Source organism: Runella sp. (genome assembly GCF_965279615.1).
Taxonomy (GTDB): Bacteria; Bacteroidota; Bacteroidia; order Cytophagales; family Spirosomataceae; genus Runella.
The window spans coordinates 7,196,743-7,221,176 of the sequence record NZ_OZ257252.1; the positions used below are offsets into that span (position 1 = coordinate 7,196,743).

Consider the following 24,434-nt stretch of genomic DNA (forward strand, 5'->3'; position numbering starts at 1 on the left):
AAAATTGCAACACTGAAACTTTTTTATGCGTTATAGTGAGGGTTGGGAAACTAACCCTTTTTTTATATCAAATTTTTTTCGCTAATTGTCGTTTGTATTGAAAATACCGGCGAATTTGGATATGAGATACCCACGACTACTTTTATTGAGCATTTTAAGTTGGTTTGCCCAATTAAGCTATGTACAGGCGCAGCAAGATGCTCAGTTCAGCCTGTTTATGTATAACCAATTGTATTTCAATCCTGCTACTGCGGGAGCCGATGGAACCACACGATTCCAATTGTTGAATCGTATTCAGTGGCAGGGTTATCAGACTACATCCGGCGATGGAGGTGCCCCCAATACCTTGGTATTTTCGGGAAGTATTCCATTGAATTTTGTCAAGAGCGCCGTTGGAATCAATTATGTTAATGATCGGATAGGAGCTATGGGGAGCCAGGAGGTACAACTTTCCTATGCCTATCGTATGCCCATCGGTGATAATACCTTGGCCTTAGGGGCTCGGGTAGGTTTTCAGAATCGGTACATTGATTTCAGTAAGCTGATATCTCGCGAGCCCGGTGACCCGCTTATTCCGTCAGGACGTTTGGGGGTTACACAACCTGATATTTCTTTAGGGGTATTTTATGACGCAAGTACTTTTTATATAGGTGCAAGCGTTAACCATTTGAATCAACCCAAATTTAATCTGGGAGGAGATACCGGTAACAGTATTCTGGCATCTAATGCGTATTTGATGGCAGGTTATCGATGGGAACCTCTCTATGGGTTAGAGATTCAACCTCTGATCCTTGTGAAAAGTTTAATGGATTTTAGCCCCCGAACATTGTCAGTAGAAGGAGGTGTAATGGCTACATGGGATGAATGGATATTTGGTGGTATTACCTACCGCGTTCAGGATTCTTACAATATTATAGCCGGCATCAACCTCCTTGGTAACAAGTCACTTCGTTTGGCCGGTGCGGTCGATTTAGTAGGCGGCGGCAAAGGCGCAAAAGCTCCTGCGTCCTATGAAGTAATGCTTTCCTACGCACTTCCTGCCCTTACCAAAGGCAAAAAGACCATTGTACGTACTCCAAGATTCAGGTATTAATTCAGAAGATAATTGGGCATTGTTTTAAGAAAATAGACTATTTTTTTGCTCAGTTTACTTTTTGGCAAAATTTTTGTTAGTCCACCATTGTACCGTTTGATAAAAAGTTGATGGTTTTTTAGTAATTTTGAGGACTTTTGAGGAGTTTTAAGTAGAATACGCTCCTTGTTCGCAATGACAAAAGAGAAATTTTAAAAATAAAGCACACAATAAACACATAGAACTTCGTTTCTATACTGAATTTTGAAACTAACGGGAATAACCATGAGCAAGAGGGTATTTTTCGGCTTCGCTGCCAAGGGAGCATGGATTTTAACGATCGCGATGATGCTGCAAAGTTGTGGATTCGTCAAAGATAAATTTGGCGGGAAAAACAGCAAAGGAGGAAAAGGGGGCAAGAAAGGAGCCAAACAGGAAGTAGGCGTTCGTAACGGAGAAGTTATTGCGACAGGTCGGAAAGACTACAAACAAGATACTCCTTTCGGAATGGTACTTATTCCTTCAGGCTCTTTTATGATGGGCCAGGCGGACGAGGATGTAGCGGCAACACAGGTTAACTTTAACCGCCGTGTAACGATTACTTCGTTTTACATGGACGATACCGAGGTGACCAACAACGAGTATCGCCAATTTGTAGCTTCACTGATGACCGATTCGTTGTCGGTATTGGGAGAAGAAGAAATCATTTCAAAGTATCATCCCGATACTACCGTATGGAAAAAAGACTTTACGTACCACAATGGTGACCCGATGCTTGAATACTATTATTCACACCCCGCTTTTGATACGTATCCTGTCGTAGGAGTAAGCTGGAAGGCTGCCCGTTATTTCTCAGAATGGCGTTCTAACCTGTACAACGATTATCGTGCAAAAGAAGGCAAATACCGTTCTCCTAAATTCCGTCTACCTACAGAAGCAGAATGGGAATGGGCCGCTCGTGGTGGACGTGCTTCGGCAAAGTATCCTTGGGGTAACCCTTACGTAGCAAACGGAAAAGGATGCTTCTTGGCGAACTTTAAGCCGCAACGTGGTAATTATGACGCAGACGGCTATCCTTATACGGCTCCTGCAAATGCCTACAATGCCAATGATTATGGATTGTATAACATGGCCGGTAACGTAGCGGAATGGACATTGGATGCTTACGCGGATAATGCTACGGTTGTGAACTGGGACATGAACCCAATGAATGATAATCCGGATGAGCCACGTAAAATTGTACGGGGTGGATCTTGGAAAGATGTAGCCTATTTCCTTGAAACAGGAACACGTGGATGGGAGTATGAAGACAACAAACGTTCCTTCATCGGCTTCCGCTGCGTAGTTGAAAACTTGGCCGGTCGCATGGCTACTTCACGTGGACGTAAGAGATAATTTAACCTTATTATAAGTAAATATAGGGTGCTGCCCGGCGGCACCCTGCTTTTTTACAACCTTTTTTATTGTAACCGATTCTATTAAACCAATATTTTAATTCTGTTATGGCAGCACAAAAACAAGGTGTTTTCTGGAGTAAAATAGTCCCTACTGCTTATGCGCTTGGAGCAGCCGTTGTAATCATCGGTGCCTGGGCAAAAATTACTCACGTCGAAGGTGGAAGTGAGATTTTAACAGTTGGTCTTTTGACCGAAGCTTTCATTTTTATTTTATATGCAGTTCAAAGCTTTTTATTTCCCGCTTCTGAAGATTACGCGTGGGAAAAAGTATATCCTGAATTAGCAGATGATGCAGCTCCGGTGCCTTCTCGTAAAGATGAGAAAAAAGGACTTGGCCTAACTGCAAACATGGACAAAATGATGGCAGAAGCCAATATCTCTCCGGATATTTTCAATAATCTTGGCAAAGGCTTTAAGAGCTTAACCGATACGGTCTCTAAAATCGGCGATCTGACGGATGCAACTGTAGCGACGAACGACTACGCTAAAAACGTAAAAAATGCATCATCGGCAATTACGGATATGAATAAGTCATATGGTGTAGCAATCAACGCGATGTCTTCAATGGCAGATGCTACCAAAGATGCGCAACAGTACCGTGATCAATTCCAAAATATTACCAAAAACATGGGTGCACTTAACGCCGTGTACGAATTGGAATTACAGGATACGACCAAGCACCTTAAGGCTATGAATGCATTTTATGGCAACCTTACAAGTGCGATGGCTAACATGGCGGATGCGACCAAAGAATCACAACAGTTTAAGGCTGAGATGTCTAAATTGACAACCAACATTACAGCGCTTAACAATGTGTATGGTAACATGCTAACCGCAATGCGAGGATAAGTTGATTGTTGAATTAACATGGAAATTGGCTTCAAATTCGAAGCTGAAGAACATTGGATTGCGCAACACAACCTCGTTAAAATCAATTAAGTAAGCTAAAATTCAACTATTAAAAAATGGCAGGAGCAAAAGAGACACCCCGTCAGAAGATGATTGGGATGATGTATCTGGTCTTGACGGCCATGCTGGCTTTACAGGTAAGTTCGGCATTATTGGAAAAATTCCAATTGTTGAACAACAGTATGGAGGTATCGTCAAACGCCGCTAATAAAATCAACGCAAGAACTGTTGACAATATAAGAGATAAAGTCGAAAAATCCGGTAACAGAGCTTTTGAAGTAGCCATTGTTAAGCAGGCAGAAGATGTACGCAAAATGGCAGGTGGAATGATTAGCGAAATTGACGCTATGAAAACCCAAATAGCAACCGAGGCCGGTGGAGGAATAGACCCTGAAACAGGGAAAGTTAAAAATCCTAACGAAGAGGATAAGGTAGCTATTTACATGATCGGGGCTTCCAAAAACGGAAAAGCATATGATTTGAAAAATAAGCTTAACAGCTTTGTAGATCAAATGAATAAGCTTTCCGGAACAAGTTTTCCCGCATTGGCGCTGGATGGAAAAGATGATCCTCTCGCTAAACGTGATAAAGACCAACGTACAAAGGATTTTGCGGAATTAAATTTTGAGCAAACGCCCGTACCCGCCGCTTTGGCGGTATTGAGCCAAAAGCAATCCGAAATTCGTCGTTTGGAAGCAGAAGTATTAGATGCTTTAGCCGCTAAAGTAGGTGCCAAAGACATTAAGTTTGACAAGATTTTGGCCATGATCAGCGCTGAGTCGAACGTCGTTGTAGCAGGTACTAAGTTTAAAGGCGAAATGTTCATTGCCGCTTCTTCCAGCTCACTTACACCACGCATGAGTTTAGGCGGTTCGCCGTTACGTGTACAGGATGGTAAAGGTGTTATTGAATTTACAGCCCAGGGTGGTGCGTACGATAAAGATGGTTTAGCTGCTAAAACCTTGGCAGGGATTATTTCATTCCCAACCCCAAGCGGGCGAGACACTACCATTTCAATGAAGTATAATTATAAAGTAGCCAAGCCTACTTACAATATTGAGTCAGCGTCTATGCCGCCTTTGTTCTTAGGTTGTAAGAACGTATTGAGCATTCAAAGTCCGGGCTTAGGACCATTATGGAACCCTGCGTTTACTGCCGAAGGTGCTGAAGTAATTAATAACGGGAAAGGAAAAGTAATCATTATTCCAAGCAACAGAAGTGTTAAATTGAATATTTCTAACCAAGGAAACTTGATTGGCACTGAGCCTTTCCGGGTAAACCGCGTTCCCCGCCCTCGTTTGGAATATTATATCAATGGTGCATTGGTTGATGATAAGCGCCCAATCTCGGCCAGTATGGCACGAAATATCACTGTTAAAGCAATTGCAGACGAAAGTTTAATAAACTACTCGCCGGAAGATGCAAATTTTCGGGTTGGACAAATTACGGTTCGTTTGGCAAGCGGAGCTCGCCCTAAAGGACAGCCGGTAGTGATCTCAGGCCCAAGTGGTTCAATAAACGCATTAGCTGCTCAGGCAGCTCCCGGTGACCGTCTCGTGATTGAAGTATCAGGTGTTCAACGCCGTAACTTTAAAGGCGATGTTCAGGATGCGGGGATAGGTACAGAATCGCGTACTGTTCCTTTGAATTAAGAATACAGATTGTCTTTTTTGTACTAACAACAATCGGATTTCGTTAGTAATAAAGTAACTAAAAACGCTCAAAGAAAATGAAAAGATGGAGTAGCCTGTTAGGTAGTGCGGCCTTGGTAGCATTGAGCATGAGCACTCAAGCCCAAGAGAAAGACACAAAGGGTGTCAATCCGCTGTCAGTGCGCGAAATTAACGATGCGGATGTAATGATGAAACGCACGATATGGCGTCGGTTGGATTTGCGTGAAAAGCAAAATCAGCCTATGTTTTCAGTAGGGAATGAAATCACTAAGTACATCATGGATGCCGTGAAAGCGGGGTTGTTAGAGGCCTATGTAGACCCTGATATGACCAAAAAAATGACGGCTACTGATTTCAGTAAGGCGCTTCAAATGCCGAACCAAGGTCAAACATTGACTGAAGACGAAATTAAAGCCGGCTTCGGAAATGAAAATGCCGCTCAGACGGGTGACGTTTGGGGCGATGCCGCAAAAAAAGATCCTAAAGCCGCTACAAAGACCGACGATGGTTGGGGAGCTACTACTCCTAAAAAAGAAACTCAACCTGTAGATGATGGTTGGGGAACCCCGGCACCTAAAAAGAAAACAACTACAAAAGGTAAAAAAGGACAGATCGCAAAGGTTCCTGTGAAGCCACAAGTTGATTCTACGGAGATCAAACGCAAAATGGCGGAAGAAGCAGCGGCTATTGCGGCGGCTGAGGCACAGAAAATGGAAGAAAATCAGTTCTTTGCTAAGGATGTTCCTATCCTTGAAATGAAGGAAGACTGGATTTTTGATCGTAAACGCTCTCGCTTGGTTTATGATATTCAAACCATAACAATCGTGTTACCTTCTGAATTGAATCCGGGTGGTATCGAAAAACCGGTTGCAACGTTCAGATACAAAGATCTGGATAAGTTGTTCCGTAGTGATCCTAAGAAGTTCATTTGGTTCAACGAATACAACACAGCTCAACACAAAAACTTAGCTGATGCGTTTGACCTTCGTTTGTTCAGCGGCCGTATCATCAAAACCTCGAATCCTAAAGATCTGGATCTTATCACTATCTATGGTGGAGAAAAAGAAGCGCTTTGGAAATCTGTTCAACTTGAAAATGAGTTGATGGAATTAGAGCATGGTTTGTGGGAGTATTAAGAATAACCATATTGCAAGTCAATAAAACAAAAAGGTGGTCATTGCGGCCACCTTTTTTTATGCTGTATCAGGAAGGATATTCAACGGCAGCGCCTGTTTCGCGGTGCGTTTTGGGTTCAAGCATTCGTTTGATGCCTTCCTGTGCAAAGCCAAATCCATAGCCAAACAATTGCACAAAAGCCGCGATAATACTCAAAAAACCTACTTCTAAACTTTTTGATTGCCGTGTAGCGTCAATAAATAACAGGACTATATAAATGAACAAAAAGGTAATGCCGGCAAAAAATAGCCAAGAGTGAATAAACCATAACAAAGGAATACTTAGGCTTCCCAGCGTAAAAAGAAAAGGAAAAGTATGTACAAGTTTGAGTTCGTCAGGATAAAAACGAGCAATGTTGATGCGGGCGCGCCCAAAAAAACGCAGTTGACGGAAGAATGCTCCGAAACCTGTACGGCGTTTGTGATAAATAAAAGCTTCCGGTATCAGCGCCGATTTGAAACCCATGCGTAAAGCCGTGATACTGAAAATAATATCTTCTCCCATACGGCTGATCTGAAATCCTCCCGTTCGTTCCCACACCTTGCGTGAAATACCCATATTGAAACTTCGCGGATGAAAAGTGCCGCCTAAATTGCTTTTTTTACCCCTGATTCCTCCAGTAGTAAAGAAAGAAGTCATGGAATAACTGATGGCTTTTTGGATGGGAGTAAAACTGGGGTGATCGGTATCGGGGCCGCCGTAAAGATCGACGTAGTTGTTGTTCAAACGATTGTCGACTATTGATAAATAGTTGGGCTCAATCAGCGCGTCGGAATCAAGAATGATGAAATAATCGCCTTTGGCGCGCTCGAATCCGTAATTTCGGGCAAAGCCCTGTCCACCGTTCTCTTTATAGAAGTAATAAATCTCTAATTGGTGGCTGAATGCTTTAACGACTTTATCGCATTTGATGCGTGAACCATCTTCAATAATTACGACCTCAAAATGGGTAAAAGTTTGTTTTACCAAGCACGTCAATAACTCGGACAACTCATCGGGTCGATTATAAACGGGGATAATAATACTGTATTTACGCATGACTCGCTTTGATTTCACCGGCAAGTTAGTATTTTTACCACGAACGACCACCTATGAACCCTTTATGACCGAAAACGACTACGCTTCACCGCGAAAAATATTGAGTTGGGCAGAAGAAGATCGCCCTCGTGAAAAATTGCTTCTTAAAGGAAAAGCCGCATTGACAGATGCCGAATTGATCGCTATTCTCATTGGTTCAGGAACCGTTGATCTGTCAGCCGTTGATTTGGCCAAAGTTATTCTCCATAAAGCAAATAATAATCTGAACGAGCTGGCGAAGCTGACTGTCAAAGACTTAATGAAAATAAAGGGCATTGGAGAAGCCAAAGCCATTACGATCATTTCAGCGTTGGAATTGGGAAGAAGGCGTAAAGAAAGCGAGGTAATGCGCAGACCGCGTATTACGTGCTCCCGGGATGGATACGAACAAATCCGTCCTTATCTATTGGATCTGCCGCATGAAGAATTTTGGTTGTTGTTGCTCAATCGGGCCAATGAAGTTATTCGTCCGGTACAGATCAGCCAAGGAGGGGTATCGGGTACGGTGGCTGATCCGAAGCTTATTTTTAAAGCAGCCATTGAGCATTTGGCGAGTGCCGTTATTCTGACGCACAATCATCCGTCGGGTACTTTAAAGCCCAGCGAGGCTGATAAAGACCTGACACGTCGCCTTTCTGCTGCGGGCAAATTACTCGAAATTCCTGTTTTAGACCATATTATCTTTACAGATGGCGGTTATCTGAGCTTTGCCGATGAAGGCTTGCTTTGATGAATCGTTTTCCTAACCTTAACTTTATACTTTTAATTTCCTGAAAATGTCCCAACAATTAAAAAAACAAATCACGCTTTATAGCCTTACCATGATTGCTGTTGGGTCGAGCATTGGGTCAGGAATTTTTCGAACACCTTCTGAAATTGCGGGTTATCTCCCTACCACAGGGTGGATGTTGGGCGTATGGATAGCGGGAGGGATCGTGGCTTTGTGCGGTGCGTTGACATTCGCAGAGATTGCTTCCATTTTCCCTAAAGCGGGTGGCTTTTACGTATTCTTAAAAGAAGCCTTTGGCGAACTTCCTGCGTTTTTGTACAGTTGGTCTATGCTGTTGGTGATCAATACAGGTTCTTTGGCCGCGCTTACATTGGTTTTTACTTCGTATATGAATGAATTGATTCCAATGCCGGAAAATGTGCAGTTGGCGGTGGCCGTTTTTACCATTGCGCTCTTGACCATTATGAATGTGCTGGGCGTAAAGTGGGGCGGCGTGTTTGCTTCGGTTTTTACCTCTGCTAAACTGATAGGAATTGCCATTGTCGTTGTGATCGGGTTTGTGGCCGGCACCTACGCCATCAATATCACCGATTTTACCTGGACCTCCAATGCACAGCATTTGCCCCTTGTTTCTTCGTTTGGATTGGCGCTGATCGGTGTTTCTTTTTCCTACGGCGGTTACCAACATGCTACCTTTATTGCCGCAGAAGTGAAAGAAGCAAATAAGTTGGTGCCGCGGGCCATGTTGATGGGAATCGGCATCGTATGTTTGGCGTACTTGAGCGTAAATGTGGCGTATTTGAAATTGTTACCGATTGAACGAATTGCGGCTTCTACGGGAGTAGCTTCCGAAGCCGTATCGACGGTTTGGGCATTGGGTGCTAAATTTATTTCTTTCCTGATCGTATTATCCGTTTTGGGAACAATTGGCATTTATATCCTCACGGCACCTCGCATTTATTTCGCAATGGCGCAGGATGGCCTCTTTTTCAAGCAGTTTGCGGAGGTTCACCCGCGTTATCAAACCCCTTTTTGGGCCATTATTTTTCAATCCTTCTGGACAATCCTGTTGCTGATCTTTTGGAAAACATTCTCTAATCTTATCACCTATGTGGTATTTGTGGATACTTTCTTCTTCTTTCTTACAGCCGCCGCTATTTTTAAATTCAGACAACGCAAGCTGAAACGCAATTACAGTACGCTTGCTTATCCGATCACTCCGCTGATATTTATGACTTTATCGGCATTTGTGGTGGTGAATACGCTTATTGAAAAGCCCGAACAGGCATTGGCAGGCTTGTTTTTTCTGGGATTGGGAGGGATTGCTTTTGTGTATTTCAGATGGAAAAGAGCATTGGAAACAAAAAAAATAAAAAAATGATCACCCAAACTTTAATTACGCTTTTTGAACGCGACCTGACCAAATTGAAACAAGAGCTTTTGGCGTATCAAACGGAAGAAAATATCTGGAAAGTAGCCGCACAAATTCCCAATTCAGCGGGAAATCTCACCTTGCATTTGGTTGGCAATCTAAATACTTTTATTGGCGCTGAAATAGGTAAAACAGGTTACGTCAGGAATCGTCCTTTAGAGTTTAGTGATAAATTGGTACCGCGCGCAAAAATGATCGCTGAGTTGGAAGCAACGATTGAAGTGATCAAAAATGCGTTGACGAAATTGACTCCGGAAGAATATAAGGCTGAATACCCATTGTTGGTCTTTGAGGAAAAAACGTCGACGGAATACCTCATGATCCATTTAGCGGTCCATCTTGGGTATCATTTGGGACAAGTCAATTATCATCGGAGGTTGTTGGACAAGGGTTAAGCAAGTGTCGGCCAACCTGAAATGATATTTACGTTTTGGTAATAATGGCTTCATTTTAAGGTAATTAATAATCCGTTTTTTTGTGAAAAAATAAATATCATGAAAAAAGGATTGGTTGCACTCGTTGTATATTCTCTTACTTTTTGGTTGTTCATGTACGGTTGTGCATAATTTCGGTTGCTTATAGCTTCCCGGTGTTCTTCTTTTACATTCCCTCTTCTTCCGATTCTTCCGACAAAAGGGATTCGGCGTATTTCTACGTCGGCTTGGATCATCAAATTCCCCTGAAGGCCCGCCCTGTCCGGTTACTTTCCCAAAGTGGTATTGCTCATGTGTTGAAATTGATACAGAGATGCAATACTTCATTCTAAAACAAATGTTGTAGTATTCAGTTAATCAAGGACATGTATAAAATTTCTCCATCTTTACGTTGAGAAAAATATTCTTTGCGGTAAAAAAGCGTTTATAAAAAGTAAAAATTGCATCTTTCTAACGTATTTTTACAACTCTCCAATACGAAATTAAATTATCCTATGAACATGAACCGCAGAGAAGCATTGTCGCGGGTAGCCCTTTTGATGGGTGGCGCCCTTTCGGCACCTACGTTAATGGCCTTTAGTGAAGGAGCTGTATTGCCCCTAAACACAGGAGTTGCTTTTATCCTGACGCCTGCCCAACAAGCTTTGGTGGCCGAAGTAGCAGAGCATATTATTCCCCGTACTTCTACGCCCGGTGCCAAAGATGCCGGCGTAGGACCTTTTATTGAATTGATGCTGAAAGATTGCTATAAAGCACAGGAACAGCAAAACTTTTTGGATGGCTTGGCAGATCTGGACGAGCGAGCCGGCAAAGCGCACAATAAAAAATTCTTGGAAACCACTCCCGCAGAACAGGTTGCGATCTTAAAGCAGGTTGAAAAAAGAACAATGGACATGCTGAAAAATGCCAACGTGAAGCAGGTAAAAGTGGGTGATAATGTAGACAAACAAATCATTGAGAACGAAAACATTGAGGAGGATAAGAAAAACCAAAAAGCAGATAAAGAGGCAATAGCTGCCAAAAAGATCACGGGAACTCCTTTTTGGCGTTTAATGAAAGAATTGACCATGTTTGGTTATTTCACCTCCGAGCAGGGCGCTACCAAAGCTCTTGATTATGTGCCGATTCCCGGCCGATTTGATGGATGTATTCCGTTGAAACCCGGGCAGAAAGCCTACGCGTTGTAGTGAATTACTTACATGACTAAAAAACTGACCTAAGATGTATTTAAATATTGATGCTCAAAAAGAAATGACCTACGATGCAATCGTTGTAGGTTCAGGAATAAGTGGTGGGTGGGCTGCCAAAGAATTGACCGAGAGAGGATTACGTGTATTGTGTTTGGAGCGCGGTCGTGATATTAAGCACGTGGAAGGCTACGAAACCGCCATGAAAGCGCCGTGGGAATTGCCCCACCGAGGTCGTCCGGACAATATGGCTGCCGAAGAATATTGGGCAGGAATGCGTACCGGATATACCGTGAATGAAGAACACCGTTATCTGTTCGAGAACGACAGCAAAAACCCTTACATCGAAACCCGTCCCTTTGATTGGATTCGTGCTTATCATACCGGAGGACGCTCTTTGCTATGGGGACGTCAGAGTTATCGTTTCAATGAAGAAGACTTTATGGCTAATGCCAAAGAAGGAATCGGGACTGATTGGCCGATTCGTTATAAGGACATAGCTCCTTGGTACGATTATGCCGAGCGTTTTGCGGGTATCAGCGGCTCAAAAGATGGCCTTTCTGTATTGCCCGACGGTCAGTTTCAACCTGCAATGGAGCTTAACTGCCTTGAAAAGCACGTGAAGTCGGAAGTGATGAAAAAAATGGGCCGTACGCTTACCATTGGACGGGTAGCTCACTTGACCAAACCGCAAAGCATTCATACTGCCCTCGGACGCGCAGCCTGTCAATACCGCAATATGTGTATGCGCGGTTGTCCGTTTGGCGCTTATTTCAGCACGCAGGCCGCTACGTTGCCCGCTGCCATGAAAACCAAACGCCTGACGTTAGCCAACAATAAAATTGTTTCGGAAGTACTTTACGACGAGAAAAAAGGTCGTGCTACGGGCGTTCGTACCATTGACCAAAATACAATGGAGGTCAAAGATTACTTTGCTAAGATCATTTTCCTAAACGCTTCGGCCATTCCTTCTGCGTCTATTTTACTTAACTCTAAATCAAGCCGATTCCCTAACGGTTTGGGCAATGACAGCGACCAAGTAGGCCGTAATATCATGGATCACCACTTAGGCGTGGGAGCTTCCGGTGAGTTTGAGGGCTTCCAAGATCAGTATTACTTCGGTCGTCGGGCCAATGGAGTTTATATTCCTCGTTACCGCAACTGGGGCAATGATAAACGCGATTATGTACGTGGATTTGGCTACCAAGGCGGTGCAAGCCGCAGCGGTTGGGGACGTGGTGTAGGTATGGAAGGATTTGGAGCTTCGTTCAAAGAAGAAATGAGCCAAGTCGGTAAATGGTCGATGGGTATCGGCGGTTTTGGAGAAGTTCTGCCTAACGAAAAGAACCGTTTTACGTTGCATCCAACAAAAAAAGATAAATGGGGAATGCCAATTGTCGTGTTTGATGCGGCTTATGGTGAAAACGAACGTAAAATGCGCGTTGATATGAAGAACGATGCTGCCGAAATGTTGGAAGCAGCCGGACTTAAAAATGTGCAAAGCTACGACGATACCAGCAAAAATCTCGGCATTGGTATCCACGAAATGGGTACGGCGCGCATGGGTAAAGATCCTAAAACGTCGGTGTTGAATAAGAATAACCAGATTCACACTGTTAAAAACGTCTTCATGACCGATGGCGCTTTTATGACTTCGGCTTCCTGCGTCAATCCTTCGCTTACGTATATGGCGATGACAGCCCGCGCAGCGGCGTTTGCGGTAGATGAGTTGAAGAAGAAAAACCTATAATGTTCATTGAAATTGTAAACACAAAGGCGGCCTCGGTCGCCTTTGTGTTTTTACCGGATTTGCATTTTCGAAGAAACCGATTGAAATTTGGCTATTCTGCAATTATAGTTCTACCCGTCTAACTCTATCTCTAAAGTGCTTTCTGTTCGGCATCAAATTTTTATTCAAGTGGCTTTGCATTTGAGTTTTTCGAAAGCAAGTGAGATATTGTTTATCAGTCAACCTGCCGTAAGTAAGCATATCAAAAATCTTGAATATGAGTACAAAATGGCGCTTTTTGAGCGAAAAGGAACGCAAATCTCACTGACATCTGCGGGAGAACTATTGCTCAAAAACCTACTGAAAGCCAAAGAACTTCAGGAGAATCTTGCGTTTGAAATGAGCGCACTCCAAAACGAGGCAGAGGCCGACGGCAAATTACGTTTGGGGGCAAGTACCACAGTAGCGTTGTATGTTTTGCCCAAAATTTTATCCGCTTTTCATCGTGCTTATCCTAATATTGAGATTAGCCTGATGAATCGCAACTCCAATAATATCCTGAAAGCACTTATCAACCGAGACATTGATCTGGGCATTATTGAGGGAAATAAAAGTTATAGCGAAGTAGAATATTTACCCTTTCTGGTCGATGAGATCATCCCTGTTTGTTCTTCGTTCAGTCCGTGGAAAGATCAATCGCCTTTGCCGATTGAGAAATTGAAAGAAATACCGATTGTGTTGCGCGAATATGGTTCGGGAACATTGGCGACATTGACGCAATCGCTTCTTAATCATAGTATTAGAATAACGGACCTAAACGTAAAAGTGCGTTTGGGAGGAACCGAAGCTCTGAAGAATTTCCTGTTACAGGATACCGGTTTGGGTTTTTTGCCAAAACGTTCGGTCAAAAGAGAACTGGAAGCCAAAGAATTGTATAAGGTAGAAATTGAGGGATTAAAAATGGAACGCGACTTTTCATTTATTCAACGGCAGGGAGAAGATAATAATAAGCTGCGTACCATTTTCAGGCGTTTTGCAGAGCAAAATGTATAACCTTTAGCTATATCATATAGTTAAATACCATTTGATTGGTTATACCTGTCGGCCTATTTTTGTTAAAAAACAACCCAAATATGGTCACAGAAAGCACCCTCAGCCATGCCGTTAGTGTAAAATGTTCGGCTTGCGAAAAAGAATATGCTCTGAACGAACTGCTCACTTTTTCGCCCTGCTGCACAAAGCCGCTTCTTGTCAATTACGACTTAACGGATTTGTCAAAAGAAGCGTTATTGCCTAAGACAAGTCTCTGGCGTTACGAGGCGCTTCTGCCCGTTATGAATCCCGAAAATATTGTCAGTCTTGGAGAAGGAATGACACCCATTCTTTCATTACAACGCCTTTCGGGAGAGTATGGTTTTGAGCAGCTATACCTCAAAGATGAATCGGCCAATCCAACGGGTTCCTTCAAGGCGCGCGGAATGAGCGTGGCGATCTCTAAAGCGAAAGAGCTCGGAATACAGCGTTGCATTGTTCCAACGGCAGGAAATGCCGGCGGAGCCATGAGTGCTTATTGTGCCAAAGCAGGTATGGAAGCAACGGTGGTGATGCCCGCCTTTACGCCTCGATTGTTTAAGGAAGAATGCCGAAATTTCGGTGCTAATGTGGTAGAAGTCAACGGTTTGATTGATGCCTGTGGCCAAAAAGTCAGAGAGTTAAGAGAAAAAGATCCTGACCTTTTTGACGTATCGACCATGAAAGAACCGTACCGATTGGAAGGCAAGAAAACGATGGGTTTTGAAATTGCTGAGCAGTTTGAGGGGACATTGCCCGATGTGATCATTTATCCGACGGGTGGCGGTACGGGATTGATTGGTATTTGGAAAGCGTTCGAAGAAATGCGAACATTGGGTTGGATTGCCGGGAAATTACCCAGAATGGTCGCCATTCAAGCGGCCAATTGTGCGCCTATTTGGAGTGACGTAACCAAAGAAGAGTTTTTACCAAAACCTTCGTTAGCCAATGGATTAGCAGTACCGTATCCTTTTGCAAAAGGATTGATTCTTAGCGTATTGGAAGAATCAAAAGGAGGTGTCTATTCCGTTACGGAAGAAGAACTCATAGCAGGAACGCATGAGTTGATGACAAAAGAAGGAATATTTGCCGCTCCCGAAGGTGGCGCTATTTGGGCGGGATTGAAAAAAATGCTTCGCGCGGGAGTTGTCAAACGGAGCGAAAAGATCCTGTTGATCAATACCGGTTCGGCTTATAAATATATGGAAAATTTAGCCCGATAAAATAGAACGCTGATTTTTAAGATTGTTATGATTCTTAAAAATCAGCGTTCAAGCTTTTACTTGGTCTTTTTGCCTTCCATTTTTTGACCTCCCTGGTATAAGATCAGTTTGTCAACTTTTCCGCTTTCGTTTTTGAAAAATTCTACCTGTGCATCAACTACTTTGAGGAAAAACTTCGTTGGAGATTCAGCAAATAATTCATTTTTCCCTTGGCCGGTTGCCTGCCCAAAGAGCCGTTGACCTTCTTTTGTAATGGTCAGTATGAAGCCCGGGGCAAGTTGGTAATCACCAATGTATTGTTCCAGAATCACTTCCTCTACCTTTTGCTCCATGCGAGTAGGAATAGGCTTGTCCGTTTTATTCCAAAGCATTGTCTGAGCGCCTCGTTGGCTGGAAATAACCCCCGTAACCATTTCATTTACATTACGTTGGAAATTTAAAAACGACAAAGATGATTCAAAAAAGAATTTGTCTTTTTCGTACGGTTTTATCTGAGATTTTGAGCCTGCGGTGCGTTGGGAATAGAGTTTTCCATTGTCCAAGGTAATGATCCGTTGACCGCCTTCAGGGTTTTCATACACACCTGCGTAACTTTTCAACGTATTTTCGTCCAAGGTTACTTCTTTGAAATTGTAGGGTTTATCAATGGCCCACGCGGCCAATTTTGCCGCCACATTGTCGGGTGATTTTGCCGTAGAATTGGAAAAAACGGTCACAAAAACATCTTCTTTAGGGAGGTAAATGGAACTTGTCAGGAATCCGTTGATGCCTCCGCCGTGTTCAATGGTAGAACTGCCCTGTACATCTCCCAAAAACCATCCGTAACCATAATTGGTGGCTTTGCCGTTGGTGAGTTTATACGGCACGAAGGCTTGATCCAACGTTTCTTTTTTCACTAATTGGTACGCATGAACGGCCTGATGCCACTTCCACAGATCTTCGACCGTTGATTGGATAGAACCTGCCGCGTAAGGCAAAGTCATACTCATAGCAGAGGCATTCTGAATACCGTCTTTTCCCCGTTCGTAACCTGCTGCGCGATTTTTGATCAGTTTAGCATCGTTTCCGTAATAAGAGTTGGTCATGCCCAAGGGCTTAAAAAATACCTGCTCAACGTAGTCGGGATAGGTTTTACCGGATACTTTTTCGATGATATAACCCAACAGAAAAAAACCTGAATTATTATAGTGCCATTGTGTACCCGGCGCAAAATCCATCGGCTGGTTTTTGAAAAAGGCAATGAGTTCTTCGGGCGTCTTATCCTTTTGAATAATATCCCCAAACTCTTTCATGTCGGTATAACTTTTTATTCCAGAGGTATGAGTAAGCAAATGCTCAATGGTTATTTTGTGCCCATGTGTAGGATAATCGGGGATGAACTTTGTAATCTCATCCTGTAAGCTGAGTTTGCCCTGTTCCATCAATTGCAGAATCGCTACCGCCGTAAATTGCTTTGTAATAGAACCTATCCGGAAAATCATCGGTGTCTGCATCGGTACGTTCAGTTCCAGATTGGCCTGACCGAATGCTTTATGATAAATGATTTTTCCTTTTTGGGAAATCAACGCCGTGGCACCTGATTCGGTGGGTTTGAATTGCTCCAAAAGCAATTTATCAAACTCGGCCGTGAGGGCAGGAGTTTGGGCAAAAACAGTCTTCGCTATAAAACAGCAAAGGAATAACAGGAGAATGCGAGTGATTTTCATAGGATAGTTTTAGTTGAACTAAAAGCGTAAAGCGTTGATAGTTTTATTTTTTTCGGACAAGGGTATATTTCAGCGCGCCGAAATCGGCTAATCCGCACTCATTGTTGGTTTTGTCAAATTCAACGCATTTGATTTGGTAGATCAGTAGCGAATCCTGCCGAAATTTAAACGCCAGCCACTCTTTTTTTCCTTCTGTGGCGCTCAAACTTACTTGGTCAACCTGCAATCCCGGTCCGATATAGTCAAGAGCAGGTTGATAATAACGATAGTTTTCCAAGCCCGTGACCTCACCGTTGTTCTTGAATTCAACTTCTTTTCCATCGGTTGATCGGTACGTCCCTTTAAACAGAATTTCTTCCAAAATAAGCGGATTATTTTGTTCATTGGGTTTGGCATAAGGGGTGATTTTGACAAAGTTTTTGGCGCCAATTTGAATTTTATCGGGAGAGATAACTTTAATATCTTTTAAATAGCGGGTCAGACTGTCGCCCATTTTTTCGTAGAGTTGGTAGGCACTGCCATTTTTCAGAACGGTCATCTCATTGCTTCCTTCGTGAAAATTCCACACCATCATCGCCGGTTTGAGGGTTTTTTCGGGAATAACAACAAAACAGTCTTCGCTTCCTTCCTGTATTTTTTGGGGTGATCTGCCGGTAATGATGCCATTATAATAGCTTTCGCTCAACCAATAGCCGGCAAAAGAAAGCGCAGTATCCAATTTTTTGAAATCACCGGAAGCGGCCGCTGTGGTAGTTTCCTTTTGATCGGGTTTTGAACAGGCCGCAATAAGTACACTTAGTATTAATACGAAAAACAATAGTTGTTTCATGGATCGGAAGTAAAACATTTGACAATTACCCAAACTTACTTCGGGTTTATCAAATATCCAATTCAATGATTTTATGACTTATTATGAGGTCGAAATTTGGGAAGTGTTCAAAAATAAAGCACGCGAAAAACAAGGTCTTTCGCGTGGCTTACTCACTTAATTTATCTAAATATGTTATCACGCAAAAAAGTGTTTTGCGCACAAAATCGTGTTTCTTAAATCAGCTTTAGTGGGAATGAATTGCCAAACGACGTTGGCGCAGGGTGTGATGGCATCTTTACAATTCAACTATCGGGTGTGGTTTTATAGCGTTAAAGATGCGAACCGAAGCCGGTAATGTAAAATAAAAGTATCTAAATGCCTGTTTTTAGTAGCCAAATCGGGAAATTGTGGAGTTGAATGCCCGATCAATTCATGTAAAATTACTTTCCCATCCATTCTTTAAAACTTGTTATTCGGTCGCCACTTACAAATATTTCCTGTCGCGGAGCAGGTTCCAGGTCTACTTTAAGCTTTCCACCCGAATAAGTATGTACTGTGTGAATGGCCGATAGCGCGACCAAAAATGAGCGATTGATCCTAAAAAACTGATGTGGGTCGAGAAGTTGAGCTAACTTTTCAAGACTATAATCGACTGATAAACGCAGTCCTTCGTGGGTGGTTAGTAAAGTAATTTTGTCTTCAAAAGAAAAGTAGGCAATGTCCTGCGTTTTTATGCTGCGAAGCTTGGTGCCTATTGTAACCATAAAACGGTCTTTGTAGGTCGTAGATGATGATTTTTCGAGGAATTGTAATAGCGCTGACACGTTATTTTCGACCGATTGAGAAGGCTTGTTCTGCCAAAGCAGTTGAAATTTTTCGAGCGCCGCCGCCAACTCGTCGGCATCTATGGGCTTGAGAAGGTAGTCGATGCTGTTCACTTTAAAGGCTTGCAGCATGTATTCGTTGTAAGCCGTCGTAAAAATAACAGGAGTCGTCAGCTTTAGTTCTTCGATGATTCTAAACCCAAGATCGTCTTCCAGGTGAATGTCTAAAAAGAGCAGATCGGGTTTGGGATACTGATTCTCTTTAAACCAATGGAGTGTCTTGGTCACCGAAGGAAGTTGTGCCAATACATGAATGGTTGGGTCGTATCGGTGCAGTAAGGTTTCCAGGCGTTGGGACGTTAATTTTTCGTCTTCGATAATTAATACATTCATTGAAGAAGCGGTATTTGGACAATAAAAAGATTGTTCTGTTCCTTAACTAAAACGGGACAATCAGTAAGCAGTTTATAACGATTGATGATGTTTTTCATTCCTAAACGCGTAGACGGCTCGGGCTTCAGGCGGGCTTGAATGGGGTTACTCACCACCAAATAATTATCGTAGGTAAAAATAGAAACTTTTAGGGGTTGTTCGGCCGACATTCGATTGTGTTTCACGGCGTTTTCAACCAATAATTGTAAGGTCAGCGGAGCAATGGAGTATTGTTTTGCTTCCTGTTCCGATACCTTGATACTGACCTGAAGCTTATCATCAAAACGTATATTGAGCAGGAAAATATACGTTTCAATGAAGCTTAACTCCGTTTTCAAATTTATGCGTTCATGGTCACTGTGTTCCAAAATGTAACGATAGGCTTTTGAGAGTCGATTGATAAATTGGACGGATAATGCAGGATTGGTTTCAACCAACGACGTCAGAATACTGAAATTATTAAACAGAAAATGCGGACTGACCTGACTTTTCAGCGCCGTGAATTGCGCCTGCACATTTTCTTTTTCCAGACGCTCCGCTTTCAATTGCACTTCTTCCAATTGATGGTAGGCTCGTCGATTGGAAGCCAGATAGAATGCCGAAAGTAAAGCCAAGATAGTGAGCGCGTTATAGGCTTTTCTCCGTTGAGGACGGGTCTGCTGATTGACAAGCCTGATTTCATCGGATTGGCTTTGAGTAATGCCAAATTGCGATTCCAAGGTGTTTTCGGCAGTTCCCCACAACGTTCGGAAACCTGTATTATAAATGACCGCCATTGCACAGGCAATGACAAACATCACCACTTGAGCAGGAATTTTGAATTCAATCAAAAAATCATTGCCAAACCAACTGAACAAACGTTGCTGTATCCATTCAATGAGATTGATCCAAACGAAGAAAAACAGGACAATGACCGTAAGTTCCATTACCCACAAGGGAAGCCGCTGTAACAGTGAAATCTGCCTAAAGTCAAAGAAACTGATATACAGCCGAAGCGGCATATAAATGATGGAAACACTTAATGCGAGTTGCCACTTTTGGCGAAAGGTGAGCTGAGCGGCGCGGGTAGCATTCATTACCTATAAAAATAAAGTATGCAGCTCTGAATACCAAATGATTGTAAATGAGAATCGTTTTTGAATCAATGAATGCCTTTTATTAAGGTTTGAATCTATTCTTTGTCTTTCAATAACGGCCAATTTTTATTGGCTTTCTCAATAAAATCGGCTTGGCCTTTTCGCCAGATGCCCATTACTTTTTGATTGTAGTTTAAGTATAGTTTACCATCGAAAATTGTCCACGCTTCGGGGTCGGTTGGAGCTTTATGGCCGTCGGCGGTACCGTAAGCACAGTAGCCGCCATATTCAGGGGCATACTTTTCAGGATTTGCTTTGAAGGCATCCAAGTGAGCTTTGTTGGCAAAATACCATTTGCCGGTTTTCCATTCGTAGCTAAATTCCTTACTCCCTTTTTCAGGCCGTGACTGAGTAAAATAAGCCACTACATCATATCCACGCACAGCTACGCTGTCTTTTACAAAAATCTCTGATTTTTGAGCCTTGGCAGTGAGTGAAATACAAATAAAAATTAATGCTAAATACTTCATGTCTTTTATTGGATTAAATTTTTTACAAATGAAGTCCAAAAGACGTAACCCAATTGTCGGCTATCAGACACATTGGCTGTTTTTTAGACAAACTATTTTCGATTGAACAGGAATTATAATTATTAACCACTTATCATTACAATTTTATGGTATGATACAGTAAATGGATTTCAATCTCGCAAGAAACGGATTGTGCCTCCGACGGCTTTGGCGTTGTTTTGTCAAAAAAGATTTCCAAAATGTACCAACCTGTTTCTCTTTCCGCCGTTCAATGGAGTGAAGCTCTTGACTCATTGAACCAAAAAGGTTTTGCCCTTTTGCCTAAAGTACTGTCCTCAGAACTATGCCAAGAGCTGATAAATAGTTACGACGCGCCGGAGGCGTATCGTAGCGTGATTAACATGAAACGCCATAACTTTGGCCTTGGGGAGTATAAGTATTTTTCGTACCCGCTGCCGGCAATTATTGAACAGCTTCGCACTGAGTTGTACCCTTATTTGGCTCCCGTTGCTAATGATTGGATGCGGAAACTGGGCATTTCGTTGAGTTACCCATCTACGCTCCATGCTTTTTTGAAGCTTTGCCACGAAAAAGGACAACATCGTCCAACGCCTTTGATCCTTAAATACGAAAAAGGTGGATTTAACACATTGCATCAGGATCTATACGGAGAAGTATATTTCCCTTTTCAGGCAGTTTTGTTTCTGACCGAACCCGAAAAAGACTATGAGGGAGGTGAATTTATCATGACGGAACAGCGCCCCAGAATGCAGTCAAAGGGAATTGTATTGCGTCCGAGGCAGGGACAGATCCTTATTTTTACAACTAATTTTCGCCCTGTTTTAGGAACAAAAGGCTATTATCGAACGGCTATGCGTCATGGTGTCAGTGAGGTGCACGCAGGAAAACGCTATACTGTTGGAATCATTTTTCACGATGCGCAATGAGAAACCATACCGATTTAGGGAATAATGATTTTGGAAGATCAAGAATGCTTTCAACATTGATCAAGAATGGTGAAATAAGGCTTGGAGGCAATCGCGCTCTGAAAATTTACGGAAAACTTACATGCTCTTCGGGAAAACGGCTTAAAATTGAAAACAGAGTTTTTTTTAAGAATGCAGGAGAAGCGCTGCAGCACGGTTATCGACCTTGCGGACACTGTATGCGGCAAGAATACAAGGTTTGGAAAAGGGAAGCAGCAATTTATGCACGAGGTTGTGAGCAACCTCTGTGCAGGTTTTGAGAAACCTGTTGCACAAACGCAGGCGTGCCGGCGGGCGGTGCGCCGCTGCGATTCTCAAAACCGCCGGTTGGGTTGCTCACAACCCTATGAATCCTCACCGACGCAGCCACTTGTAGCCTTCAAACCAAATTACAGTCAGAAAACCTACCAAAAATGACAACCCCAATTGAGTATAATTAAGCGCTTCGAGTTTGAAAAACGAGGCGAAAATCGGAACATAAACGAGTGCGAAAAGCATGAAAAGAGTAAGGGCAATAACCCCAATCAATAAATTATTTTTGTAGCGAAGAGTAACCAAAACGGATTCCTGAAACGAGCGATTTACCAACGTTAAGAATACATTTGCAACCACCAGCGTAACAAAAACCATCGTACGGGTCAGGTTTTCATCATAGCCGTTAGCCACCGAATATTGATAAGAAAATAACGTACCCAATGTAATGATACTGCCCTGTACAATACTGATAGATAATTCTTTAAGATTGAGGAATGTTGTGGTCATCAAGCGCGGAGGTTGCTTCATAGCGGTTCGCTCCAAGGGCTCGTTTTCATAAACGATCGAGCAGGTAGGACCCATGATAAGTTCCAGAAAAATCACGTGTACCGGTGTAAAAATAGCCGGATAAATCCACCCTAATATCAGCGGTAAAGCAACCGTCAGGATGATGGGAATATGGATTGAAATAATGTATCGGATGGCTTTTTTTAGGTTGGTATATATCTTACGCCCCATGGCGATGGCATCCACCATTTTTCCAAAATCATCGTCCACCAAAATCAGGGATGATGCTTGTTTGGCAATTTCGGAGCCACGTTTTCCCATGGCTATACCAATGTGGGCAGCCTTGAGCGCGGGCCCGTCGTTGACGCCGTCGCCGGTCATACCCACGATCTGGTGTTGGGCTTTTAAGGTATTGATAATCTTTAGCTTGGCTTCCGGAAACATTCTGGTGAAAATACCGGTCTGAGCAATTTTAAGTGCCTGTTCATCGGGGCTGAGTTTGAGTAAGTCATCTCCGGTAATGGGAGTGAGGTCGCTTCGGAACCCGGCTTGTTTGGCAATGGCGGCTGTTGTCAGAGAATTGTCGCCGGTGATGATTTTGACTTGAATGCCGGCATCATACAATTGTTTAAAGACCTTTGCAATGTTATGTTTGGGAGGATCATAAAATCCCACTAATCCCAGAAATCGAAATTCAAAATCCTGCTGGTTTTCCGGGAAATTATTGCCGGTAAAATCGGTTGTTCCTACTCCTAAAACCCGAAAGCCTTCTGCTGCAAAATCGGCAACTTTTTGGTAGATGCCGGCTTTTTGTTCATCGGTTAGTAATGAATGCCGGATGATGGCTTCGGGCGCTCCTTTGCAGGCAATAATGCGTTTGCCTCCCTCATTCTCAAAGATATGCGTCATCATGGGAGGTTGGCCCGACAATGGATACTCGTGAATGAGTTTAAATTGCGAACGCTCATCTAAGGCAGTCGTGGTTTGATAAGCTTGGTGCAGTGCTTTTTCCATTGGGTCGTACGGAACGGGTTCACTGGCCCACATGGCCGTTTGTATGAGCCCCTTTGTCGCCTCAGAGGTCCATTGGTTGATAGTGGCGGTTTCCTGCGTTTGCATCACATATAGTTGATGCAACTCCATTTTGTTTTCGGTGATGGTGCCCGTTTTGTCGGTGCACAGTACGGTAGCAGAGCCCAGCGCTTCTACCGTTTGGGTTTGTTTAACAATGATGCCCTGCTGCATCAACCGCCATGCCCCCAATGCCATAAATGAAGCGAAAGCGACAGGGATTTCTTCGGGAAGCACCGACATGGCGATGGTTAATCCTTTGAGTAAACTTCCCAATAGATCGCGTGATTGAAAATAGTTAATTCCCCAAATAATCAGGAAAATGACCAATCCAACCGTGGCCATTTTTTTGACGAAGTTTTCAATCTGAATCTGTAATGGCGTCTTTTCGGATTGTATCTCGTTGAGTGATTGTCCGATTTTCCCCAATTTTGATTGTTGCCCAATGGCAGTTACTTCAAAAATACATTGCCCCGATTGTACCAACGAGCCACGATACACCTGCCCGTTTTCATTCGTAGTCAGTTCTTTATGAATGGCAAATGCTTCGCCCGTCAGGAGAGATTCATTGACCGAAAAATCATTGATTTGCAGTATGGTGCCGTCAGCCGGAATGAGGTCTCCTTCTGATACCACCACCAAATCTCCGATGACAAGTTCATCTACCGGAATCTCAATCAATAGGTTATTTCTGATGACCGTCGCTGCCGTTTGGGTATACGCTTTTAAAGCATTGAGCGCTTTTCTACTGCGTGAATCCTGATAGAATGAGATGGCGGAAACCAATAAAATGGCCCCCAGCATAAAAAAACCTTCTGACAAATCCCCCAACGAAAAATAAATAACAGTACATGCCACCAACAACAGAAACATGGGTTCTGTTACCGCTTCTTTCAGGGCTTGCCATCGGGCATCGTTGTTGTCTTTTTGTAATGCATTGTTCCCGTGTTGTCGAAGTGAGTCTTCAACCTCGGTCTCGGAAAGGCCCCGGAATGAATAAGGATTAGCTGCCATAGAAAAACAGGCTCAATTTTCCTTTGAGCTTGTGAGAGTTATTGATAAGTTT

21 protein-coding genes are annotated in these 24,434 nt (G+C 43.0%); 14 read left to right on the plus strand and 7 right to left on the minus strand.

The features are described 5' to 3' along the window. Nucleotides 1-121 precede the first annotated feature (121 nt). From ACQY73_RS30265 to gldN, 5 genes are all read left to right on the plus strand, one after another. Nucleotides 122-1,093, plus strand: coding sequence for a PorP/SprF family type IX secretion system membrane protein (locus ACQY73_RS30265; protein WP_428657910.1), 972 nt, complete (start codon nucleotides 122-124; stop codon nucleotides 1,091-1,093). 264 nt (nucleotides 1,094-1,357) lie between these two features. Further along, nucleotides 1,358-2,467, plus strand: coding sequence for an SUMF1/EgtB/PvdO family nonheme iron enzyme (locus ACQY73_RS30270; RefSeq protein ID WP_428657911.1), 1,110 nt, complete (start codon nucleotides 1,358-1,360; stop codon nucleotides 2,465-2,467). 107 nt (nucleotides 2,468-2,574) lie between these two features. Further along, nucleotides 2,575-3,378: a gliding motility protein GldL gene (gene gldL / locus ACQY73_RS30275; RefSeq protein ID WP_428657912.1), complete on the plus strand. Its 804-nt coding sequence runs from the start codon at nucleotides 2,575-2,577 to the stop codon at nucleotides 3,376-3,378. A 116-nt stretch (nucleotides 3,379-3,494) separates the two neighbouring features. After that, nucleotides 3,495-5,090 carry a gliding motility protein GldM gene (gene gldM / locus ACQY73_RS30280; protein WP_428657913.1) on the plus strand — a complete coding sequence of 532 codons (1,596 nt, stop codon included), beginning with the start codon at nucleotides 3,495-3,497 and terminating at the stop codon, nucleotides 5,088-5,090. A 77-nt stretch (nucleotides 5,091-5,167) separates the two neighbouring features. Next, nucleotides 5,168-6,247, plus strand: coding sequence for a gliding motility protein GldN (gldN, locus tag ACQY73_RS30285; protein ID WP_428657914.1), 1,080 nt, complete (start codon nucleotides 5,168-5,170; stop codon nucleotides 6,245-6,247). Nucleotides 6,248-6,314: 67 nt separating this feature from the next. Here the strand turns inward: gldN and ACQY73_RS30290 are convergent, their stop codons facing one another. Next, the gene (locus tag ACQY73_RS30290; RefSeq protein WP_428657915.1) at nucleotides 6,315-7,325 is read right to left on the minus strand and encodes a glycosyltransferase; all 1,011 of its coding nucleotides are present in this window, start codon (nucleotides 7,323-7,325) and stop codon (nucleotides 6,315-6,317) included. A gap of 64 nt (nucleotides 7,326-7,389) precedes the next feature. Between ACQY73_RS30290 and radC the strand changes: the two genes are divergently transcribed. The 7 genes from radC to ACQY73_RS30325 all read left to right on the plus strand — a co-directional run bounded on the left by radC (nucleotide 7,390) and on the right by ACQY73_RS30325 (nucleotide 15,170). Further along, a complete protein-coding gene (radC, locus tag ACQY73_RS30295; RefSeq protein ID WP_428668566.1) occupies nucleotides 7,390-8,094 on the plus strand; it encodes a RadC family protein in 705 nt (234 codons plus the stop codon). A gap of 46 nt (nucleotides 8,095-8,140) precedes the next feature. After that, complete coding sequence (locus tag ACQY73_RS30300; RefSeq protein WP_428657916.1) at nucleotides 8,141-9,475, plus strand: APC family permease; 1,335 nt, start codon at nucleotides 8,141-8,143, stop codon at nucleotides 9,473-9,475. After that, entirely contained in the window at nucleotides 9,472-9,921 is a 450-nt protein-coding gene (locus tag ACQY73_RS30305) for a DUF1572 family protein (protein ID WP_428657917.1), read from the plus strand. The genes ACQY73_RS30300 and ACQY73_RS30305 overlap by 4 nt, the downstream gene beginning before the upstream one ends. Nucleotides 9,922-10,460: 539 nt before the next feature. Beyond that, on the plus strand, nucleotides 10,461-11,147 hold the full coding sequence (locus ACQY73_RS30310) for a gluconate 2-dehydrogenase subunit 3 family protein (RefSeq protein WP_428657918.1): 687 nt from the start codon (nucleotides 10,461-10,463) through the stop codon (nucleotides 11,145-11,147). A 34-nt stretch (nucleotides 11,148-11,181) separates the two neighbouring features. After that, complete coding sequence (locus tag ACQY73_RS30315) at nucleotides 11,182-12,897, plus strand: GMC oxidoreductase (protein ID WP_428657919.1); 1,716 nt, start codon at nucleotides 11,182-11,184, stop codon at nucleotides 12,895-12,897. Nucleotides 12,898-13,032: 135 nt separating this feature from the next. Next, the gene (locus ACQY73_RS30320; RefSeq protein ID WP_428657920.1) at nucleotides 13,033-13,929 is read left to right on the plus strand and encodes a LysR substrate-binding domain-containing protein; all 897 of its coding nucleotides are present in this window, start codon (nucleotides 13,033-13,035) and stop codon (nucleotides 13,927-13,929) included. A gap of 80 nt (nucleotides 13,930-14,009) precedes the next feature. After that, entirely contained in the window at nucleotides 14,010-15,170 is a 1,161-nt protein-coding gene (locus ACQY73_RS30325; protein ID WP_428657921.1) for a threonine synthase, read from the plus strand. A 56-nt stretch (nucleotides 15,171-15,226) separates the two neighbouring features. Here the strand turns inward: ACQY73_RS30325 and ACQY73_RS30330 are convergent, their stop codons facing one another. The 5 genes from ACQY73_RS30330 to ACQY73_RS30350 form a co-directional block, all read right to left on the minus strand. Then, entirely contained in the window at nucleotides 15,227-16,876 is a 1,650-nt protein-coding gene (locus tag ACQY73_RS30330; RefSeq protein ID WP_428657922.1) for a serine hydrolase, read from the minus strand. Between the two features lie 43 nt (nucleotides 16,877-16,919). Next, the gene (locus tag ACQY73_RS30335; RefSeq protein ID WP_428657923.1) at nucleotides 16,920-17,705 is read right to left on the minus strand and encodes a hypothetical protein; all 786 of its coding nucleotides are present in this window, start codon (nucleotides 17,703-17,705) and stop codon (nucleotides 16,920-16,922) included. Between the two features lie 422 nt (nucleotides 17,706-18,127). After that, on the minus strand, nucleotides 18,128-18,904 hold the full coding sequence (locus ACQY73_RS30340; protein WP_428657924.1) for a LytR/AlgR family response regulator transcription factor: 777 nt from the start codon (nucleotides 18,902-18,904) through the stop codon (nucleotides 18,128-18,130). Then, the gene (locus ACQY73_RS30345) at nucleotides 18,901-20,019 is read right to left on the minus strand and encodes a sensor histidine kinase (RefSeq protein WP_428657925.1); all 1,119 of its coding nucleotides are present in this window, start codon (nucleotides 20,017-20,019) and stop codon (nucleotides 18,901-18,903) included. The genes ACQY73_RS30340 and ACQY73_RS30345 overlap by 4 nt, the downstream gene beginning before the upstream one ends. A gap of 95 nt (nucleotides 20,020-20,114) precedes the next feature. Next, entirely contained in the window at nucleotides 20,115-20,549 is a 435-nt protein-coding gene (locus tag ACQY73_RS30350) for a YHS domain-containing (seleno)protein (protein ID WP_428657926.1), read from the minus strand. A 239-nt stretch (nucleotides 20,550-20,788) separates the two neighbouring features. Here ACQY73_RS30350 and ACQY73_RS30355 point away from each other — a divergent pair, with 239 nt between their 5' ends. Both ACQY73_RS30355 and ACQY73_RS30360 read left to right on the plus strand, forming a co-directional pair. Next, the gene (locus tag ACQY73_RS30355) at nucleotides 20,789-21,496 is read left to right on the plus strand and encodes a 2OG-Fe(II) oxygenase (protein WP_428657927.1); all 708 of its coding nucleotides are present in this window, start codon (nucleotides 20,789-20,791) and stop codon (nucleotides 21,494-21,496) included. 44 nt (nucleotides 21,497-21,540) lie between these two features. After that, the gene (locus ACQY73_RS30360) at nucleotides 21,541-21,795 is read left to right on the plus strand and encodes an Ada metal-binding domain-containing protein (RefSeq protein ID WP_428668568.1); all 255 of its coding nucleotides are present in this window, start codon (nucleotides 21,541-21,543) and stop codon (nucleotides 21,793-21,795) included. A 94-nt stretch (nucleotides 21,796-21,889) separates the two neighbouring features. Here ACQY73_RS30360 and ACQY73_RS30365 read toward each other — a convergent pair whose 3' ends face one another. Then, nucleotides 21,890-24,382: a cation-translocating P-type ATPase gene (locus ACQY73_RS30365; protein WP_428657928.1), complete on the minus strand. Its 2,493-nt coding sequence runs from the start codon at nucleotides 24,380-24,382 to the stop codon at nucleotides 21,890-21,892. Between the last annotated feature and the right edge of the window lie 52 nt (nucleotides 24,383-24,434).

Bases quoted from the DNA above. Each gene is read 5' to 3' on its own strand.
- ACQY73_RS30265 (WP_428657910.1), top strand. From the start codon at position 122: ATGAGATACCCACGACTACTTTTATTGAGCATTTTAAGTTGGTTTGCC.
- ACQY73_RS30270 (WP_428657911.1), top strand. From the start codon at position 1,358: ATGAGCAAGAGGGTATTTTTCGGCTTCGCTGCCAAGGGAGCATGGATT.
- gldL (WP_428657912.1), top strand. From the start codon at position 2,575: ATGGCAGCACAAAAACAAGGTGTTTTCTGGAGTAAAATAGTCCCTACT.
- gldM (WP_428657913.1), top strand. From the start codon at position 3,495: ATGGCAGGAGCAAAAGAGACACCCCGTCAGAAGATGATTGGGATGATG.
- gldN (WP_428657914.1), top strand. From the start codon at position 5,168: ATGAAAAGATGGAGTAGCCTGTTAGGTAGTGCGGCCTTGGTAGCATTG.
- ACQY73_RS30290 (WP_428657915.1), bottom strand. From the start codon at position 7,325: ATGCGTAAATACAGTATTATTATCCCCGTTTATAATCGACCCGATGAG.
- radC (WP_428668566.1), top strand. From the start codon at position 7,390: ATGACCGAAAACGACTACGCTTCACCGCGAAAAATATTGAGTTGGGCA.
- ACQY73_RS30300 (WP_428657916.1), top strand. From the start codon at position 8,141: ATGTCCCAACAATTAAAAAAACAAATCACGCTTTATAGCCTTACCATG.
- ACQY73_RS30305 (WP_428657917.1), top strand. From the start codon at position 9,472: ATGATCACCCAAACTTTAATTACGCTTTTTGAACGCGACCTGACCAAA.
- ACQY73_RS30310 (WP_428657918.1), top strand. From the start codon at position 10,461: ATGAACCGCAGAGAAGCATTGTCGCGGGTAGCCCTTTTGATGGGTGGC.
- ACQY73_RS30315 (WP_428657919.1), top strand. From the start codon at position 11,182: ATGTATTTAAATATTGATGCTCAAAAAGAAATGACCTACGATGCAATC.
- ACQY73_RS30325 (WP_428657921.1), top strand. From the start codon at position 14,010: ATGGTCACAGAAAGCACCCTCAGCCATGCCGTTAGTGTAAAATGTTCG.
- ACQY73_RS30330 (WP_428657922.1), bottom strand. From the start codon at position 16,876: ATGAAAATCACTCGCATTCTCCTGTTATTCCTTTGCTGTTTTATAGCG.
- ACQY73_RS30335 (WP_428657923.1), bottom strand. From the start codon at position 17,705: ATGAAACAACTATTGTTTTTCGTATTAATACTAAGTGTACTTATTGCG.
- ACQY73_RS30340 (WP_428657924.1), bottom strand. From the start codon at position 18,904: ATGAATGTATTAATTATCGAAGACGAAAAATTAACGTCCCAACGCCTG.
- ACQY73_RS30345 (WP_428657925.1), bottom strand. From the start codon at position 20,019: ATGAATGCTACCCGCGCCGCTCAGCTCACCTTTCGCCAAAAGTGGCAA.
- ACQY73_RS30350 (WP_428657926.1), bottom strand. From the start codon at position 20,549: ATGAAGTATTTAGCATTAATTTTTATTTGTATTTCACTCACTGCCAAG.
- ACQY73_RS30355 (WP_428657927.1), top strand. From the start codon at position 20,789: ATGTACCAACCTGTTTCTCTTTCCGCCGTTCAATGGAGTGAAGCTCTT.
- ACQY73_RS30360 (WP_428668568.1), top strand. From the start codon at position 21,541: ATGCTTTCAACATTGATCAAGAATGGTGAAATAAGGCTTGGAGGCAAT.
- ACQY73_RS30365 (WP_428657928.1), bottom strand. From the start codon at position 24,382: ATGGCAGCTAATCCTTATTCATTCCGGGGCCTTTCCGAGACCGAGGTT.